Origin of the sequence: Sphaerisporangium sp. NPDC088356, from assembly GCF_040685555.1 — a bacterium.
Classification (GTDB): domain Bacteria; phylum Actinomycetota; class Actinomycetes; order Streptosporangiales; family Streptosporangiaceae; genus Sphaerisporangium.
Map to the genome: position 1 here is coordinate 1 of NZ_JBFBIK010000061.1, position 16,218 is coordinate 16,218.

15 protein-coding genes, 2 tRNA genes and 2 pseudogenes are annotated in these 16,218 nt (G+C 65.7%); 10 read left to right on the plus strand and 9 right to left on the minus strand.

Annotated features, from left to right (window positions below; all coding sequences use genetic code 11):
- Positions 1-299 precede the first annotated feature (299 nt).
- Positions 300-827 (minus strand): cupin domain-containing protein, encoded by a 528-nt coding sequence (locus tag AB0O34_RS22040; RefSeq protein WP_363918075.1) that lies wholly within the window; start codon positions 825-827, stop codon positions 300-302.
- 107 nt (positions 828-934) lie between these two features.
- Here AB0O34_RS22040 and AB0O34_RS22045 point away from each other — a divergent pair, with 107 nt between their 5' ends.
- On the plus strand, positions 935-1,579 hold the full coding sequence (locus AB0O34_RS22045; RefSeq protein ID WP_363918077.1) for a helix-turn-helix domain-containing protein: 645 nt from the start codon (positions 935-937) through the stop codon (positions 1,577-1,579).
- A gap of 86 nt (positions 1,580-1,665) precedes the next feature.
- Here AB0O34_RS22045 and AB0O34_RS22050 read toward each other — a convergent pair whose 3' ends face one another.
- Both AB0O34_RS22050 and AB0O34_RS22055 read right to left on the minus strand, forming a co-directional pair.
- Positions 1,666-2,016: a tetratricopeptide repeat protein gene (locus AB0O34_RS22050; protein WP_363918079.1), complete on the minus strand. Its 351-nt coding sequence runs from the start codon at positions 2,014-2,016 to the stop codon at positions 1,666-1,668.
- 105 nt (positions 2,017-2,121) lie between these two features.
- Positions 2,122-3,366, minus strand: coding sequence for an MFS transporter (locus tag AB0O34_RS22055; RefSeq protein WP_363918081.1), 1,245 nt, complete (start codon positions 3,364-3,366; stop codon positions 2,122-2,124).
- Positions 3,367-3,450: 84 nt separating this feature from the next.
- On the opposite strand from AB0O34_RS22055, the gene AB0O34_RS22060 reads away from it, so the two are divergent.
- The 5 genes and pseudogenes from AB0O34_RS22060 to AB0O34_RS22080 all read left to right on the plus strand — a co-directional run.
- Positions 3,451-4,089: an FCD domain-containing protein gene (locus tag AB0O34_RS22060; protein ID WP_363918083.1), complete on the plus strand. Its 639-nt coding sequence runs from the start codon at positions 3,451-3,453 to the stop codon at positions 4,087-4,089.
- Between the two features lie 86 nt (positions 4,090-4,175).
- Positions 4,176-4,937, plus strand: coding sequence for a site-specific integrase (locus tag AB0O34_RS22065; protein WP_363918085.1), 762 nt, complete (start codon positions 4,176-4,178; stop codon positions 4,935-4,937).
- A gap of 126 nt (positions 4,938-5,063) precedes the next feature.
- Positions 5,064-5,140: transfer RNA gene (locus tag AB0O34_RS22070), tRNA-Ile, on the plus strand.
- A gap of 222 nt (positions 5,141-5,362) precedes the next feature.
- Positions 5,363-6,388, plus strand: coding sequence for a methyltransferase (locus tag AB0O34_RS22075; protein ID WP_363918087.1), 1,026 nt, complete (start codon positions 5,363-5,365; stop codon positions 6,386-6,388).
- A gap of 44 nt (positions 6,389-6,432) precedes the next feature.
- A pseudogene (locus tag AB0O34_RS22080) lies at positions 6,433-6,647 on the plus strand (transposase); the annotation flags it as partial.
- A gap of 546 nt (positions 6,648-7,193) precedes the next feature.
- On the opposite strand, the gene AB0O34_RS22085 reads toward AB0O34_RS22080, so the two are convergent.
- Positions 7,194-7,673, minus strand: a complete 480-nt coding sequence (locus AB0O34_RS22085) for a hypothetical protein (protein WP_363918089.1) — start codon at positions 7,671-7,673, stop codon at positions 7,194-7,196.
- A 1,468-nt stretch (positions 7,674-9,141) separates the two neighbouring features.
- On the opposite strand from AB0O34_RS22085, the pseudogene AB0O34_RS22090 reads away from it, so the two are divergent.
- A pseudogene (locus tag AB0O34_RS22090) lies at positions 9,142-10,089 on the plus strand (IS481 family transposase); the annotation flags it as partial.
- A 1,090-nt stretch (positions 10,090-11,179) separates the two neighbouring features.
- Here AB0O34_RS22090 and AB0O34_RS22095 read toward each other — a convergent pair.
- Complete coding sequence (locus AB0O34_RS22095; protein WP_363918091.1) at positions 11,180-11,608, minus strand: NUDIX hydrolase; 429 nt, start codon at positions 11,606-11,608, stop codon at positions 11,180-11,182.
- Positions 11,609-11,682: 74 nt separating this feature from the next.
- On the opposite strand from AB0O34_RS22095, the gene AB0O34_RS22100 reads away from it, so the two are divergent.
- Positions 11,683-12,468: a GntR family transcriptional regulator gene (locus AB0O34_RS22100; RefSeq protein ID WP_363918093.1), complete on the plus strand. Its 786-nt coding sequence runs from the start codon at positions 11,683-11,685 to the stop codon at positions 12,466-12,468.
- Positions 12,469-12,871: 403 nt separating this feature from the next.
- Here the strand turns inward: AB0O34_RS22100 and AB0O34_RS22105 are convergent.
- The 4 genes from AB0O34_RS22105 to AB0O34_RS22120 form a co-directional block, all read right to left on the minus strand.
- Positions 12,872-12,944 (minus strand) — tRNA-Ala (locus tag AB0O34_RS22105).
- A gap of 15 nt (positions 12,945-12,959) precedes the next feature.
- Entirely contained in the window at positions 12,960-13,685 is a 726-nt protein-coding gene (locus AB0O34_RS22110; RefSeq protein WP_363918095.1) for an HAD family hydrolase, read from the minus strand.
- 59 nt (positions 13,686-13,744) lie between these two features.
- Positions 13,745-13,864: a DLW-39 family protein gene (locus tag AB0O34_RS22115; protein WP_211264163.1), complete on the minus strand. Its 120-nt coding sequence runs from the start codon at positions 13,862-13,864 to the stop codon at positions 13,745-13,747.
- A gap of 278 nt (positions 13,865-14,142) precedes the next feature.
- A complete protein-coding gene (locus AB0O34_RS22120; RefSeq protein ID WP_363918098.1) occupies positions 14,143-14,616 on the minus strand; it encodes a hypothetical protein in 474 nt (157 codons plus the stop codon).
- 44 nt (positions 14,617-14,660) lie between these two features.
- On the opposite strand from AB0O34_RS22120, the gene AB0O34_RS22125 reads away from it, so the two are divergent.
- Together AB0O34_RS22125 and AB0O34_RS22130 are read left to right on the plus strand one after the other, a co-directional pair.
- The gene (locus AB0O34_RS22125; protein WP_363918100.1) at positions 14,661-15,638 is read left to right on the plus strand and encodes a YafY family protein; all 978 of its coding nucleotides are present in this window, start codon (positions 14,661-14,663) and stop codon (positions 15,636-15,638) included.
- A gap of 201 nt (positions 15,639-15,839) precedes the next feature.
- Positions 15,840-16,208, plus strand: coding sequence for a hypothetical protein (locus AB0O34_RS22130; RefSeq protein ID WP_363918102.1), 369 nt, complete (start codon positions 15,840-15,842; stop codon positions 16,206-16,208).
- The last annotated feature ends 10 nt before the right edge of the window (positions 16,209-16,218 follow it).

The window sequence follows — 16,218 nt, forward strand, 5'->3', positions numbered from 1 at the left end:
CGAGCGCGGCCTGCGGCATCCTTTGGTGGTCATCTTGGGGCTGACCGCGTGCGCGCCCCTGCGCGCAGGAACTCAGGAGTTCCTGCGCGCAGACAAGATTGCCTCTCTGAACTAAAGACTGAGCGCTGCCGGCGCGAACACGCCCGGTCCTTCAACCGATCTCGCGGGCCAGGAAGACGCCCATCGGACCGCCGGCGAACGGACCGAGGCCGTCGGTCGGCCGATAGCCCTCACGTTGGTAGAACCGGACTGCCTCCGGTTGCGCCGTGCCGGTGGCCGTCGCCGGTCGCCCGGTGGGGTCAGCTCGCGTGACCACCCTGATGCCCGGTCAGAAATTCTTCGGGGATCATCTCGTCGGCGGCCAGCGGCGGTCTGAGCACCGTCTGACCGGTGGCTGCGGCGGCCGCCGCCATATCAGCCGGCGTGATCTGCCAGCCGTCCGGCTTGGGACGAGACAGGTCCCAACCGGCCGCCCGGAAGAAGTTCTCGGTTCCGGCCGGCGTGCACACGGCGAGCATGTCGACGACCTCGGACGTGAACCGGTACGCGTGGGGGAGCCTGCGCGGCAGGAATGCGACCCCACCTTCGGAAAGCTCGAAGCGCTTGTCGCCGACCCAGAAGATGCCGCTGCCGCTCAGAAGCACGATCACTTCGTCCTCGTCGGCGTGGACATGCACCGGCGACGCCGATCCTCCCGCTGCGTCGGACCGAATCATCGCCAACTGGCCGTCGGTCTTCGCGGCGTCGAGCAGTATGCGCATGACGCCACCGCCGAGCCACTCCAACTGCTCGTGGTCGGCGGCTTGCGCCACATACGGCAGGCTCATCTCAACCTCATCACTCGGCATCGATCGGCGCCAGGCTGGCGACGATGTGACGCTATTGAATAGAGGACCCTCTAGTCAAGTTAGTGTACTGATAAGGTCTGAACATCATGGGAGGTCGATATCACTCACCGCGGCGCGAGGACGCTGCCGCTGAGACACGCGCGGCGATCCTGGCGTGCGCCCGCGAGCTGTTCCTCGAACGCGGCTACGGCGCCACCACCGTGCCCGAGATCGCCCGCGCCGCACAGGTGGCCACGCAGACGGTCTACACGAGCGCCGGTGGCAAGGCGGCGATGTTCGCGGAGCTGCTGCGACCGGCCATCAACGACCCGGCGGCCGCGGCCGCCGGCACCGCGGCGCGGTCGGCCGACGATCCGGGACAGGTGCTGGCGCTGTGCGCGCGGGCCGCCCGCCACGGTCAGGAACGATACTGGGACCTCATCTACAAGCTGATGCGACAGCCGCCTGACGACGCGCTGGCCCAGCAGGCGATCGCCAACATCACGGCCAAATGCCTGGAGGCGCTCACCGCGATCGCGCGCCGGCTGTGGGAACTCGACGGCCTCCGGCCTGAGATCACCGTTACCGACGCGGTGGACGTGCTGTGGTTCCACTTCGGCCAGAACGCCTGGTGCAGTCTGGTCGGCGACCGCGGCTGGACCTTCGATCGGGCCGAACGATGGCTGCTGCGCGCGGCCGGCCATGAACTGCTGACCGAGTCGTGCGCGGCGACGCTGGACGGTCCTGCGTAGGCAGCGTCACCCGACCATCCTGCCCCGTCATCGCAGCCGGGTCGGCGAGTGTCATCGTCACTGTCTCGGCGCCCACGCCCGGACCCTCAATCGAGCTCGCCGGACTCGATCGCCCTGTGGTACCAGTGTCGCGCCTGCTCCACTCGTCCCTGGTCGTCTTCTAGAAGGCCGAGTCTGTTCATAGCGCTCGGTGCCCAGTCGGTGTGATCGGACTCGGCCGCCTTGGCCCACCACTCTCGTACCTGCTCCACCCGCCCTTGCCTGTCCTCCAGGGGGCCGAGGGTGACCATGGCCTTCGCCGCCCATTCGGTGTGACCGGACTCGATCGCCCTGTGGTACCAGTGTCGGGCATTCGCGACTCGCCCCTGGCGTTCTTCCAGGATGCCGAGGATGGGCTGGCCCGAGGTGCTGTTTCTGGCGTTGGTGGTTCTCTTCATCGTCGCTGTCGTGTTGGTGGTGCGTGCCCTACTGCGTCGATAGGCCGGCGGCGCGCTGAAGCCCCGAGAGCGGATCTGTTCGACGCATGACTCTTATCGTCGCGGCTACAGGTCAGCGTCGCGCTTCGTCGGCTGTGGCACAGATTCCTCCACGAAGCGAGGACGGCAAGCGAACCAGCCGGCGATCACCCCTGGGATGGCGGTCGCAGCGAGCACCAGGAGCGGGATCGACCATGATCCGCTCGCCTCGCGCAGAAGGCCCAAACCGATCGGGCCGAAGCACGCCAGCCCATAGCCGATGCCTTGAACGAAGCCCGACACGGCAGAGGCTGTCTGCGGGCTCTTGGTTCGACGGTTGATGAGGGTCATGCAGAGCGGGAAGGTGCTCACCCCGATTCCCAGCGCGCACACCCACATCAGCGTGCCGTCGAGCGGGGACAGGAGCAGGCCCAGGTATCCCGCTACCAGGAAGATCGCGCACCCGACGACCACGATGAACGGGTTCATCATGCGCGTGGCCAGGTGTGGAACCACCAAGGCCGCGAGCATGCCCCATGACGAGTAGAGCGCGACCATGGAGCCGCCCAGGGCCGCACTGCCTCCTGCGTCGGTGAGCACTGCCGGGACCCAGGTGATGATCCCGTAGTTGGACAGCGACATCATCGCGAAGAGAATCACCAGGCCCCAGACGGTTGACGATCGGCTGATCCTCGGTCCCGCATCGGTCGCCGTCACGGCCGCGGGCGCGTGATGATCGGCGGGCAGCCTGACTGCCAGGACCAGCCAGACCACACCAGCCACAGCAGCTGGTCCCGCCCAGATACCTACCGAGAGCCGCCACGTCGCCGCTTCTGCTACCGGGACCGCGAGGAGCGGGGCGATGAACTGGCCCGCCTGCATGAGGATCAGGTAAAGCGAGGTCCCCAGGGCCAGTCGATCGGCGAACCAGGCTTTCACCAACGGAACGACCACGACGTTCGCGGCTCCGATTCCGGCCAGTGCCAGCACGGTCGAAAGCACCAGCAACGAGGACGTTGGAGAGAAGGCGCGCATCAGGAGCGACAGACCCGTCAAGCCCAGCGCCACAGTGGCCGTGCGCTCTAGTCCGAACTTCCTGGTCACCGCTGGGGCGAGAAACCCGAAGATGCCGAAGGACGCCGCTGGCACAGTGCCGAGCAGGCCGGACAGCGTCACCCCGAAGCCGAGATCGGATCCGATGATCTCCAGAAGCGGAGTGAACCCGGTCACGGCCGTTCGCAGGTTGACCGCTGTAAGGGCGATGGCGAGCCAGGCCCACAAGGTCAGACGCCTACGGTGCGACAGAACGAGCGATGAGGAGAGCGCTGTCACGTTATACTCCGGTGCAAGGTCAGCAGATGATGGGATTATGGGATGAGTTGCGAAGAGTCTGGCACGCGACAGCCGATGCGTCGAGTGGGACTCATCGACCAGGCTGCCGAGCGGTTCCGCGAGGAGGTGGTCTCTGGACGCTGGCCGGTCGGTGAGCGGATACCGACCGAGGCCGCACTGGTGTCGGAGTTCGGAATCGGTCGGAACACGGTGCGCGAGGCGCTGCAGTCGCTGGTGCACGCAGGTCTGCTGCGCCGTGAGCAGGGCCGCGGCACCTTCGTCATCTCCAGCTCCGAGCTGACAAGCGCTCTTGAACGTCAGCTCGCCGGTGGCACCCGTCGCCACTACCTGGAACTACGCCTTGCCCTTGACAGCGCTGCAGCGTCAATGGCCGCATTGAACCGCTCAGATGCCGACGTCGAGTCGCTGCGCGAGCTGCGCGACCGTCGAGAAGCGAGCTGGTCGACCGATGATCTCGACCTGCGAGCGAGCGCGGACCTCGCCCTGCACCGCGCGATCGTGGCAGCGACGCACAACCCTCTCTACGTCAAGCTGTACTCCAGCATGCTCGACGTCTTCGCTGCCCACATGCGCGACGAGAAGAACGAGGACGAGGACGCGGCACACCGCTACCATCACGAGCTGGTCGAGGCGATCGCGGACGGGGACGCCGAACGCGCTGCCACGAAGGTGGTTTCCATCTTCAAACCCTTCATGCGCTGAACCACGCAATTGCCTCCCCGCTCGGGCGAGGCGTCTGTGACGATGCCCCGCAACGCGAAGCGCTGCACATCGACAACGGCGTCTCGGTGTCCACCGCGGCCAAGGCATACCGCCTGCTGCGGGCCGTTCTGATGACGGCGGCAGAGGAGGACAAGATGCTTCCTCGCAACCCATGCCGGATCAAAGGCGCGGACAACGAGCACACTCCTGAGCGGCCCACCCAGGTATTCGAGCTGGCCGATCGCATGGCTGACCGACGATTTCGGGCGCTCGTTCTTCTCACGACCTTCGCCAGCCTGCGATGGGGTGAGGTGATCGCCCTGCGCCGGTCGGACGTCGATCTCAAGGCTCGTACGGTCCGCATCCGGGAACAGCTTCTCGAACTGGACGGCGGAGAGATGGTCCTCGGTCCGCCGAAATCGCGAGCCGGGAGGCATACGGTCGGTATCCCCTCGGCCATCATTCCCGCGCTGACGGATCATCTCCGGGAGTTCGTTACGAACAGAGAAGACGCCTTCCTTTTCCTCGGAGTCCGCGGTGGCTTCCTTCGAGGCGGCAACTTCCGCCGCGAGGCCAAGTGGTCGGATGCGCTCAAGGAGATGGGCGTCAAGGGTCTGCACTTCCATGACCTCCGGCACACGGGCAACACCCTCGCGGCGCAGTCAGGGGCAAGTCTTGCGGATCTCAAGGCGCGGATGGGACATGACAGCGACCGGGCCGCGCTGATCTACCAGCATGCCACGCGCGACGCTGACCAGAAGATCGCAGATGCCCTGAGCGTGCGCGTGGAAGCGGAGCGAAAGAACGATGATGACGGCTTGGGCGGCGCGCTGGTTCCAGCGGGCTAATGGCACGTCAATGGCACGAACGCCGCTCTCCCTGTCCAGGGAAGCGGCGTTTTGGCTGGTGGAGCCTAGCCTAACCGGCGAAAGGCAATAGTTCTGCGCCACGCACCTGGACTAGCTAAGTGGAGCCCCGTCGAGGCCCGAGTGGTACGGGCACGGTTCTGATACGACCGCCGCAGCAGGGTCGACTCCTGCCGACGGGACCATGTCCCTGTAGCTCAATGGATGAACACCCTGCTACGAACCGGGCGGCATGCAGGTTCGACTCCTGTCAGGGGTACGCAGCCGGGTCGTGGCGCAGCTGAGTCAACACGCTTCGTCGGGACCGAACCAGGGTTATCCCTCTGTCGACGACGCCTTACGGCTCGCACAATGATTGCGACGACGATTGCGCCGTCCACGTGCCGGGGACAAATCGGAGGCGTTTCATGGCCGCCAGTGATGACCACCACGCCGCGCTCGATCGACAGACGGGGCCCTTCGACACACTGACGGCGGCGCTCGGGGGCCTGTTTGTCGGGCACTGTCTGGCCTCCGTGGCCAGGTTCAGCGTCGCCGACGCGCTCGACGACACGCCGCGGACGGCCCAGGAGCTGGCCGAAGTTACCGGGGCGAATCCCGAGGCCCTCAGTCGTGTGCTTCGCCTCCTCGCTGCCCATGGCGTCTTCGCGGCCAGCGACGACCGCTTCACCCACACCGGCGCGTCGCGAATGCTCCGTTCCGACCATCCCCAGTCTTGGCGTGACTTCGTGGCAACATTCGGAACCGAACGTACTGCAAAGCAACTGGGTTACTTCGACTACTCACTCCAGACTGGACTCCCGGCCACGAACAAGCTGAATCCGGACGGGTTCTTCGCCATCCTTCAGAGTGATCCCGAGGCGGGCCGGGTCTTCGACGCCGCGATGGTCTCAAAGGCGCGTATCCAGGTCGCGAGTGTCCTGACCGCCTACGACTTCTCGGACTGCGGAACGATCGCCGACATCGGCGGCGGCCAAGGACACCTACTGCGGGCGGTGGTGGACGCGGCCGAACGAACCACGGGCATCCTTTTCGACCTGCCCCCGGTGATCGGGCGTGCCGCGGAGATCGCCTCCGATCGGCTCACGCTGCAAGCTGGCGACTTCTTCAGGGACCCGCTGCCGGTCTGCGACACCTACATGCTCATGGACGTGATCCACGACTGGGACGTCGAGCGGGCCACGGCGATCCTGGCCGCCGTACGGAAGACCGCTCCGCCGCATGCGCGGCTGTTGTTGGTGGAGAGCGTCATCCCCGACGACTCTGGACCCGACTGGTCTAAAGCCATGGACATCATGATGCTCATCCACACCGGGGGCAGGCAACGCACCCACAGCGAACACGAGTCGCTGTTGCAGACCTGCGGTTTCCGGCTCGAGCGGGTCGTTGCGACGACATCAGATGTGTCGATCCTCGAGGCGGTGTGTGCCTGACCGGGCACGGACTTCGGGTCCGCGTCGAGCGGGATCCTGGCCGATCCCTTGGGAAGGTCGAAAACAGCCAGATCGGGGTGTTCCTCGGCTACGCCTGCGCGGCCGGTCGGGCGCTGCTGGATGTCCGGCTCTACCTGCCGCGGTCCTGGGTCGCCGACCGGGCCGGTGTGCGGCCGCCGGTATCCCCGCCGATATCGAGTTCGCGACCAAGCCGCAACTGGCGTTGCAGATGATCGCCGCGGCGCTGCGTGCGGGTATCACCACCACCGCCGCCGCTCCGACCCGGCCACCAGCACATAGATCACAAGTGCCGCTGCCGTACTAGGAGATTCGAACTTCTGACATCCTGCTTGCAAAGACGTATGCCGATCTTGGCCCACCTGCGGCAACGCAGCTCACAGCGCTGATCGCGTTCCCCGCTACTCCCCGCTACTCCCCGCTGTTCCCCCTTGCTCCCGGCCCCATCGGGCACGCGACGGGCACGGCGGTACCCTCATCAAGGACAGTCTCCGGCATTGCGCCGCCCCTCCCCGCAGGGGTACGGCTTGGTCCGCCAGGCCGTAGGCGCTCGGGCACGACGTCGGGAGGCTGGATAGCACCGGAGACCGTCCTCACTCCTGCGTAACAGGGAGCCGGCCGACTCGGGAACCTGCGGATTAAAAGCTCGGACGATCATGGTTCCAGACGGTTCAATGCAGGTCAGTAGGCATGCGCGGTCTGCTCTGAACGCCCCTGGATCACCCTGAACTGCAACCCAAACTGCAACCCGCGATGCCCTGACGACTGCTCGGCGACCGCTTCCTTATCAAGACAGACACCAGCCCTCGCTACGCAAAGAAGCGCTGACGTTGACGTCGTATCCATCGCCGGACTCCTCGCGATCCGTACTGGGGAACTTTACGGAAAGGTATACATCCTTCCCCTCGATGGATTTGATGAAGCAACTCAGTTCCCCACCTTGATTATCCGGGGCCGGACTCCAGCCTTCCTTGATTGCGAAGTCTTGATAGAAGGACAGCAAATCGACTCGCGAGCCAGAGGGGCGGTAGGACTGCCATACAGCCACTACTCGGTCGTCAGTTTCGCAAGCAGAATCGCGTTTTCCTTGGGGGGTCGCCGTCGGCGGATGAACATCGAGGGTACCGAGCGTGGCCAGAGATGCGGCGAGCTGGTCGTCATCAGCGGTGCAGCCAGAGGTCAGCAGGATGTTTGCGATAGGAGCGATCACAGCTGTGCCGATTCCCAAGCAAGCAACCACGAGCACCGCGACCGTCGAACGCTTCATGATCGGAACCCTAAGTCGCCGCCTGTTGGGGTGTCCAGAAACCTTCACCGGTTCGGAGCACGATGTCGATGAGCTGACGTCTTCCTTATCAGGACCGTTCGCCTCGTGATCGCAAGGACTGCGGCCTGGGTCGCGATGGTGGCCGGCGGCGGTGATCGTGAGCGGTTGTGTGGGACTGTTGCAGTACGCGTTGCAGTACCCCGCCGGCTCCTGGTCCTCCCCCGTCCTCCTCATAGCTGCCGATCCCCAGGGCGAGGCCGCCGTGTCAAGGGTCAACGAAGTTGATCGCGAAGCGACGCCGAAGGCGCCCTTGACTCGGTGGCCTCAACCGGGACACTCGACCAGCGAGGAGGACGGGACCGACTTACTCCACGGACTTCTGAAGCCAAGTTGCGACGACCACGGCGATCCCAATGCCCGTGGCTAGGCCGGCACCCAGGCCCTGGAGGCCACCCACGGAGTAGCCCGTGAGCCCGCCAACGACGAAGCCGACGATGCTGGACAGTCCGAGGATGGTGGCCCAACGGTGGGGAAGCCGCGGAGGCTCAGTAGGAGATTGGTAGTTACCCCGCGAGGAGCGGTGGAATAACCTCATGGTGAGACGTCCCTTCATGCAAGCAGAGTGGATCGGACGTGAGAGCGGCTCCCTGTTCGCAGCAGGGGGCCGCTCGCTTTGGGACCGACGGCATGGTGCCGGGTCCCACGAATGGGTCTAGTAAAAGCTCGCTGAGCTGCGTGTAGCTCCCTTCGTCGGACGAGCGGCTCAGTGAGCGCTTCGGTGACCGTTCAAGCATTCATCATCTTGTATCCCTTCGGCGCTACGACCCTTCTATGGGTCTTGAGTTCTGAGTAGAGAGCAAACGGCCCCCGCCGAAGCAGGGTGAGCCTCGCACGCATGAGACTGTTCGGTCTCCTATGCGGTTCTGCGAGGCGCTCGCACACCGGATGATTCTGGTGCATGCCCCGTCAAGAACCCAGAGAGGGCCAAATCCCAAGTTTGCAGGGACCGCGCAAACTTGGAGGTTGACTAGTGGGCCTGGACTATATCTAGCCAGGTCAGGAGGTTCGTATTAACCGCTCGACGGCTCAATGAGCGCACAAGTTTGTGTCTAGAAACCTGACACGGAGGTCCGTCACATATGAGGTTGACAGACAACGAATCTCCGAGATCTATTGGGCGACCGCCTGGACCCTCGCGGCCCTAGCCGCCGGCGGCCGGGACCGACCCCCAGGCCGCATGCCCGGCCGCCGAACGCGCGCGGGGCCGCGAGGCGGCGCGGAGCGCCGCCTCTTGATACACAAGAGAACAATTCGGCAAGATCCGCGCTACAGCCGGTGTCCTGTCCCGGGACATGCTTGACAGTGGAGTCCCAGGACATGCTTGACACCGGTGCCGTGTTCGGGTTCTTCGTGATGCGTCGTTTGTGGGCGGCGTGTTTCGGGGGAACCGCGAATGGTCCTGGTCGATTTGTCCGTTGTTGAGCAGCGTTATCGCGTGGTCCTTTTGGTGCTCGCGGGCGCGAGTGTCAGTGAGGTCGCGGCTGGAATCGGGGTGTCGCGGCAGAGTCTGCATACCTGGTTGTCTCGTTATCGGGAGTCGGGGCTTGCGGGGTTGACCGATCGGTCGCGTCGCCCGGATTTCTCGCCGTCGCAGATGCCGGCGGAGGTGGAGTCGCTGGTGTGTGAGCTGCGGCGGGAGCATCCGCGGTGGGGGCCGGTGCGGTTGGTGCATGAGGCCAGGCGGCTGGGGGTGGAGCCGGTGCCGTCGCGGATGGGGGTGTATCGGGCGCTGGTGCGTCATGGCCTGGTGCAGCCGGGCAGGGGCCGCAGGCGGCGGGAGGACTTCTTGCGCTGGGAGCGGGAGGCGCCGATGCAGTTGTGGCAGATGGACATTGTCGGCGGCGTTTTCCTGTCGACCGGTGCGGAGGCCAAAGTGGTCACCGGGGTCGACGACCATTCCCGCTATTGCGTCAGCGCGTCTGTGGTCCTGCGGCCGACCGCGCGGGCGGTGTGCCTGGCTTTCGCGTCCGCGCTGTGCGTTTTCGGGATTCCCGATGAGGTGCTCACTGATAACGGCAAGCAGTTCACCGACCGGTTCGGCAAGGGCGGGGAGGTGCTGTTCGACCGGATTTGCCGGGACAACGGGATTGTGCACCGGCTGACCGAGCCGCGGCATCCGACCACGACGGGGAAGGTGGAGCGGTTTCACCAGTCACTGCGCCGGGAGCTTTTGGATGATGCGGTGCCGTTCACCGACCTTGGGGCGGCGCAGGCTGCGGTGGATGCGTGGGTGGAGCACTACAACACGATGCGGCCGCATCAGGCGCTTCAGATGGCCTGCCCCGTCGAGCGGTTCGCCTCGCGGACCGCTGATGTGGACCAGCGGTTGCTGCCGTTGCGGTTGCCGGCGCCGCTGCGTCAGGTCTTGCCGGATGTCCCTGGTGGGGCGGGGTCAGGTTTTACCCACCTGCCAGGTGCGGGACCCGCATCGAGCACGCCCGCAGGGCCACTGGGCGGTATTACCGGGCAGGAGCAAGCTCCGCCCAGTTCGCCAGACAGCGTACGGCCCTGCGGTCGTACTCGATCCCACCCCAGCCAGGACACCGGCCAAACCCTGCCCCCTGACGCCGCAGCCGGCCAGACTGCGGTGACCACTGCCCAGCAGCCGTTGCCGGGTGGGCCGGTGGAGTTCGACCGCGTCATCCCGCCGAGCGGGAACATGCAGGTGGCGGGCCGGCAGTTCTGGCTGGGACCGGACCGGGCCGGGGTCACCGTCCGATTCTGGGCCGACACACAGGTCATCCACGTGCTGATCGCCGGGATCCGGATCAAGAGCTTCCGCTCACATCTGTCGCCCGCGGACCTGGCCAAACTGGCCGCCCACGGTGCACGACCGGCGGGGCCACCGCCGTTGCTGCCCGCCGAGCACGGCACCGCGATCGAGGTGGACCGCACCATCAGCCGGGCCGGCACCGTCAGCCTGGCCGGGAAGGTCGTGCTCGCCGCCGAGATGCTCAACGGCCGGCGGGTCACCATCCGGGTGGAGGAGACCACCCTGATGTTCTTCGACCCGGTCACCCGCGAGCTGCTGCGCACCCGGCCCAACCCGATTCCCTGGGAGCGGGTGCGCTACCTGCGCGACGCCCGCCCCGCCGGGCCGCCGCCGCGCCCGTCCCAGGAGCCGATCAGCGTGCAGCGCATCGCGAGCAACAGCGGCGTCATCATGGTCGCCGGGCAGAAAGTCGCCCTGGGACGAATCCACGCCCGCCGGATCGTCACCGTCCACGTCAGCGACACCACCCTGGCCATCGAGCTGCCCGACGACATCCGCATCGTCCGGCGCACCACCACCCATGCCGTCCGCAACATCAAAGCCGCGGCCCAGCCCAGGAAGGTCACCTATGTTTTCTAGGCCACCTGTCAAGCATGTGGTGGGACAGAACCGTCAAGCATCTCGTGGGACTAGACACCGCGCTACAGCCGGTTGAGATTGCTGCGGTGCTGGCTCAGAGCAGGTGGGTGCCGTCGTGGTGGCGGATGGCCGGCGTGTGGTCGTCGCGCATGGCGTCCAGGACGCGGACGGCGAAGGCTTCTGATGCGAGTGTGCGGACCTCGTCGGCGGTGACCCAGCGGAAGGAGCGGGTTTCGTCGGTTTCGGTGAGGTGTCCGCCGATGACTTTGCAGCGGAAGACCAGGGCGACGATGCCGCGGGTCATGTTCTTGTAGACGCCGGTCAAGGTGACGGGCTCGACGTCCAGGCCGGTTTCTTCTCGGATCTCGCGGAGTAGGCCGGTGGTGATGTCCTCGTCGCGTTCGAGTACGCCGCCGGGTGCTTCCCAGTGGCCGTTGTCTCGGCGTTGGGTGAGCAGGGCGCGGCCTTGGTCATCGATGATCACGCCTGCCACGCTGACGGAGTGCGTGTTCTGGTGATCCATCGGGATTACCTCCGGCGGTGCGGGTCGCTATCCTCGACCGTAATACACGTATGTACGAGTTGAGGAGTTGGGTCGTGGCCGAGCTGCCCTTGCCGGATCTGGACCCGACCAGCGATCGGGCGGTGTTTCGTCAGATCGCCGATCACATCCGCGATGCGATCGAGCAGGGCACTCTTGCTGAGGGTGAGAAAGTGCCCTCAGAGGCTCAGCTCATGCAACATTACGGCGTCGCGAGGATGACCATCCGCAACGCTCTCCAAGTCCTCCAAGGTGAAGGGCTGACGGTTGCGGAGCATGGGCGTGGGGTCTTCGTTCGCTCGCATCCTCCGGTCCGGCGGCTGGCCTCAGATCGGTTCGCCCGTCGTCATCGCGAGGAGGGCAAGGCCGCGTTCATCGCGGAAACCGAAGGTGCCGGCGGCAAGCCGTCCGTGGACGCCATAAAGATCACTGAGGAAGCGCCTTCGGCGAGCGTGGCCGCACTCCTCGGGCTCACTGATGATGCACCTGTGATCCGCCGGTCACGCCGTTATTTGATCAACGGTCAGCCGGTGGAAACCGCCGTTTCCTACATCCCTGCTGAGATCGCTCGCGGTACGCGGATCGCTGAGCCGGACAGCGGGCCAGGCGGGATCTATGCGCGGCTGGAGGAGTTGGGGCACCGGCTGGATCATTTCGTGGAAGAGATCAAGTCGCGTATGCCCCTGCGGGATGAGATGCGGGCGCTCAAGCTCGCACCCGGTATCCCCGTGTTTCACCTGGTGAGGACTGCGTACACGACGGACGGCAAGGCGGTCGAGGTCTGCGACACGGTGATATCCAGTGACGCCTACGTGCTGTCGTATGAACTGCCTGCGCGATAGGGCTTGACGAACTCCTCTAGACAAGTCATAAATGACTGAGCAAAGCACTCCTCTAGGCGAGTAGACGCCTATTGGAGAGATCGGTTTCGGGCGGCGAATCCAACCGGGCGGAGTCTCATGTCAACCGAGCAGTGCGTGTCCTGTGCGGGGCGGGGCTGGAAGTACGTCAGCCAACGACGAGGAGTCATCCGCAGCACGGACGACAGCACCGCTGAGGAGACTCCTCGCACACAGGATGACTGTTCGATGTGCGCCGGGACCGGCCACACCGCGTCTGCTGACGGGGGCCGGCCATGAAAGAGCTGGACCTGATTGGGCACGCAACGGGCACGGAAGCGGAAACCAACCGGTTAAGCGCGAAACCCAGGTCGGGAAAGTGCCCCTGACCTGGGTTTTTTATGGGTGGAGCCTAGGAGATTCGAACTCCTGACATCCTGCTTGCAAAGCAGGCGCTCTGCCAACTGAGCTAAGGCCCCTTGCTGAAGGACAGCTTACCGGGAGGAGGTGGCCACTGCTGCCCGGCTCGGCTCGTTGTCGAGGATGAGGCTGGGGAAGTCGGCGATGGAGTCGATGATCTGTGTCGCACCGCCCCGGATGAGGCGTTCGTGGCTGTGGACGCCGGTCAGGACGCCGGCCACGATGGAGGCGCCCGCGCGGCTCCCGCACAGCATGTCGCTTTCGGAGTCGCCCGCCACCGCGACCGCACGGACGTCGTCGATGCGGAGACGGAGCACCGCGGTGAGCACCATGTCAGGCCAGGGACGACCGCGCCCGGCGTCCTCGGGGCAGAGGGCGAGGTCGATCTTGTCCATCCAGCCGACGGCGCTCAGCACCCGGCTGAGAGTCGCACGGCTGAAGCCGGTGATCACGCAGATCTTCACCCCGGCGGCTCGTAACTTCTCCAGGGCCTCGACGGTGCCGGGCACGGGGACGAGGCCGGACCGCTCGATCGCGCCCTCGTAGGAGCGCTCGAACGTGAGGTTGGCCGCCTGCGCCTGGGCCTCGTTGCCTGGGAAAATGCCTCGGAAGACCTCGATCTTGGGACAACCCCGGGACCGATGCACGTGCACCATGGCCCGCGCATATGCCCCGGTCCCGGGGACTATGCCCTGCGTTGCGATCGCCTCTGCGAACGCCCGCTCCACCATGGCGATGTCACCGATCGTGGTGCCGGCCAGATCGAGGCAGGCAAGTTTGATGGGTGAGGCGCTGGTCATGCCACCACCTCCGCCTTGATCCAGAACCATTCACGCACCCGCATCGGCAGCTCAGGTGGTCAGTTCTCGCTGCCGGTTGCCTCAGTCCACAGATCAAGCTCGGCGCGGTCAGCCTGCACCTTGCGCCAGACCAGTAGCCCCCCGAGGGCAACGAGCGCGAGAACGAGCAGCTTCTTCACGGTGTAACCCCACTTCTCAACGGTCTCATCAGCTGGGGATGAGACAACGCCGGGTTCGTAACAGATGGTTGCAGCCTAGCAAGGGATCGGCTCCCGCCCCCGGTCGCATGAGAAGCGGTTGTCCACAATCTTCCGATACGGAAGCCTCTTTGCGACATCCGTTACTAGCCTCAGCCCTTCAGGTGAGAGCCGACCAACGTTCTGATCAGGCATTACTCCGTATTGAGAGTGGACGGCCCGCCACGGAGGTTTCGTCCGAGAGCGGACAGCGCCGGTCGTCAGCCACCGCCCACCATGCCCTCGGCCGGTATGTCGGAGAGATAGGTGGAAAGGCGAGGATTGTCGGGTGTGAGCATGTGGCGTACCCAGGCGGCCCGCTCGTGTTCGAGGGGCGGAAGCTCCCAGACGCAGCCGATCCACGGCTTGGCGAGCTCCTTGAAGTTGGCCGGGTCGGTGTCGTCACAACCCAGGAGGGGCACGCCGGCTGCGGCCATACGGCATTCCAGCACGTTGTCCCACACCCAGGTGTAGGCGTTGAGGTACGCGGCGTCCCTTGCCCGGTGCAGGACGGTGAACGCGGCGGGCGGGGTCTCGTCGAGCCCGGGGAGCAGCCGGGGCAGGAACGCGTAGGCCGCTCGCTGGATCTCCTCCTCGATCTCGGTGTCGAAGGTGCTGACGTGATAGCGCTTGATCTGCCTACCGGCCGTCTCGATCACGCCAGGGAGACGCAGGTACTTTTCGGTGAAAGCCATCATTGGACCGTAGAGCGCGCACACTGACACGTATTGTCAGCGTTATGCGCGCGAGTCGGCTGCTCTCCATCCTTCTTCTCCTCCAGACCCGAGGCCGGCTGACCGCGCGCCAACTGGCGGAGACCCTTGAGGTTTCCGTACGGACCATCTACCGCGACGTCGAGTCCCTGCACGCGGCGGGCGTCCCCCTGTACGGCGACGCGGGGCCGGCGGGCGGCTATCAACTGTTGAACGGCTACCGCACGCGGCTGACCGGGCTGACCAGCGACGAGGCCGAGGCACTGTTCCTGGCCGGGATGCCCGGGCCGGCGGCAGAGCTCGGTCTCGGGGCGGTGGTCACGGCGGCCCAGCTCAAGCTCCAGGCGGCGCTTCCGGCCGAGTTGCGCGACCGGGCGGCCCGCATCCAGGAGCGGTTCCACCTCGACGCCCACGGCTGGTACTACGACGGCGACCAGTCACCACATCTCGCCCCGATCGCCGACGCGGTGTGGAACGAGCGCCTGATCCAGGTGTGCTACCGCCGCTGGAAGGAGCCGACGGAGGTCACACGGATCCTGGAGCCGTACGCCGTCGTGCTCAAGGGCGGGAAGTGGTACCTCGTGGCGCGCGGCGGCGAGCACGTGCGCACGTACCGCGTGCACCAGGTCCTCAACCTGACCGTGCTGGACAGGACCTTCGAACGGCCCGCCGACTTCGACCTCGCCGGCTACTGGCGGTCCTTTCTCGCGGAGTTCCGCACCCGGCTCTACCAGGGCGAAGCCACCGTACGGCTCTCGCCGCTCGGCCGGCGGCGTATGGGCGAGCTGATGAGCACCGCCGTGATGGAGGCAGTCGACGAGACCTCCACCACCCCCGACGAGGACGGCTGGGTGACGGCCGTGGTCCCGATCGAGTCCCTTGACCATGCCCAGACCGAGTTCATGAAGCTGGGCGCGCTGGTCGAGGTGCTCAAGCCGTACGAGCTGCGCGAGCGCCTGGAGACCACGGCACGCGAGCTCGCCGGGTTGTACCTGAGCTCCTGACGCACCGCCCCCAGACCAGGACAAGAGGGCGGGTCCTCTCCTAAGTGCTACGACACGGCCGCGCGCCGCAGAATGGACACTCAGAGTTGTGGATGATTACTGTGAGTGACGAAGTGAGTAATTCCCGCTCCGGTAGAACGCCTGCCGGGAAGCCGCCCGGGGGCTCGCCTCGGGTGGACGGGGGACTATCAAGGAGAACAGATGCAAGCCAGATGGCTTACGACTCTCGCGCTGACCGCGGTGGTCAGCGGCGTGGGTGTGGCGGCGGTGGCGGTGCCGGCGTCGAACGCGGACTCCACGCCGGCACGTCCCGGTGCCGCCGCGGACTTCCGCGGTTACCAGGTCCTCAAGCTGCCCAACGCCAACGTCGCCAACTTCGCCCGGCGTACGATCCGGTGCCCGAGCGGTAAGAGGGCGATCGGCGGTGGCGCCGAGGCTCAGGGCAACGACGCCATCCTGGTCGGTTCCTTCCCGACCGACGACGCCGGCGGCTGGGTCGGCCTTGGCCGCCAGAACAACTTCGCCACGGTCGGGATCAGCGTGTACGTGATCTGCGCCGACGCGAGCTGACATGAAGCGT

Bases quoted from the DNA above. Each gene is read 5' to 3' on its own strand.
- AB0O34_RS22040 (WP_363918075.1), bottom strand. From the start codon at position 827: ATGAGCCTGCCGTATGTGGCGCAAGCCGCCGACCACGAGCAGTTGGAG.
- AB0O34_RS22045 (WP_363918077.1), top strand. From the start codon at position 935: ATGGGAGGTCGATATCACTCACCGCGGCGCGAGGACGCTGCCGCTGAG.
- AB0O34_RS22050 (WP_363918079.1), bottom strand. From the start codon at position 2,016: ATGAAGAGAACCACCAACGCCAGAAACAGCACCTCGGGCCAGCCCATC.
- AB0O34_RS22075 (WP_363918087.1), top strand. From the start codon at position 5,363: ATGGCCGCCAGTGATGACCACCACGCCGCGCTCGATCGACAGACGGGG.
- AB0O34_RS22085 (WP_363918089.1), bottom strand. From the start codon at position 7,673: ATGAAGCGTTCGACGGTCGCGGTGCTCGTGGTTGCTTGCTTGGGAATC.
- AB0O34_RS22095 (WP_363918091.1), bottom strand. From the start codon at position 11,608: ATGGATCACCAGAACACGCACTCCGTCAGCGTGGCAGGCGTGATCATC.
- AB0O34_RS22110 (WP_363918095.1), bottom strand. From the start codon at position 13,685: ATGACCAGCGCCTCACCCATCAAACTTGCCTGCCTCGATCTGGCCGGC.
- AB0O34_RS22120 (WP_363918098.1), bottom strand. From the start codon at position 14,616: ATGGCTTTCACCGAAAAGTACCTGCGTCTCCCTGGCGTGATCGAGACG.
- AB0O34_RS22125 (WP_363918100.1), top strand. From the start codon at position 14,661: ATGCGCGCGAGTCGGCTGCTCTCCATCCTTCTTCTCCTCCAGACCCGA.
- AB0O34_RS22130 (WP_363918102.1), top strand. From the start codon at position 15,840: ATGCAAGCCAGATGGCTTACGACTCTCGCGCTGACCGCGGTGGTCAGC.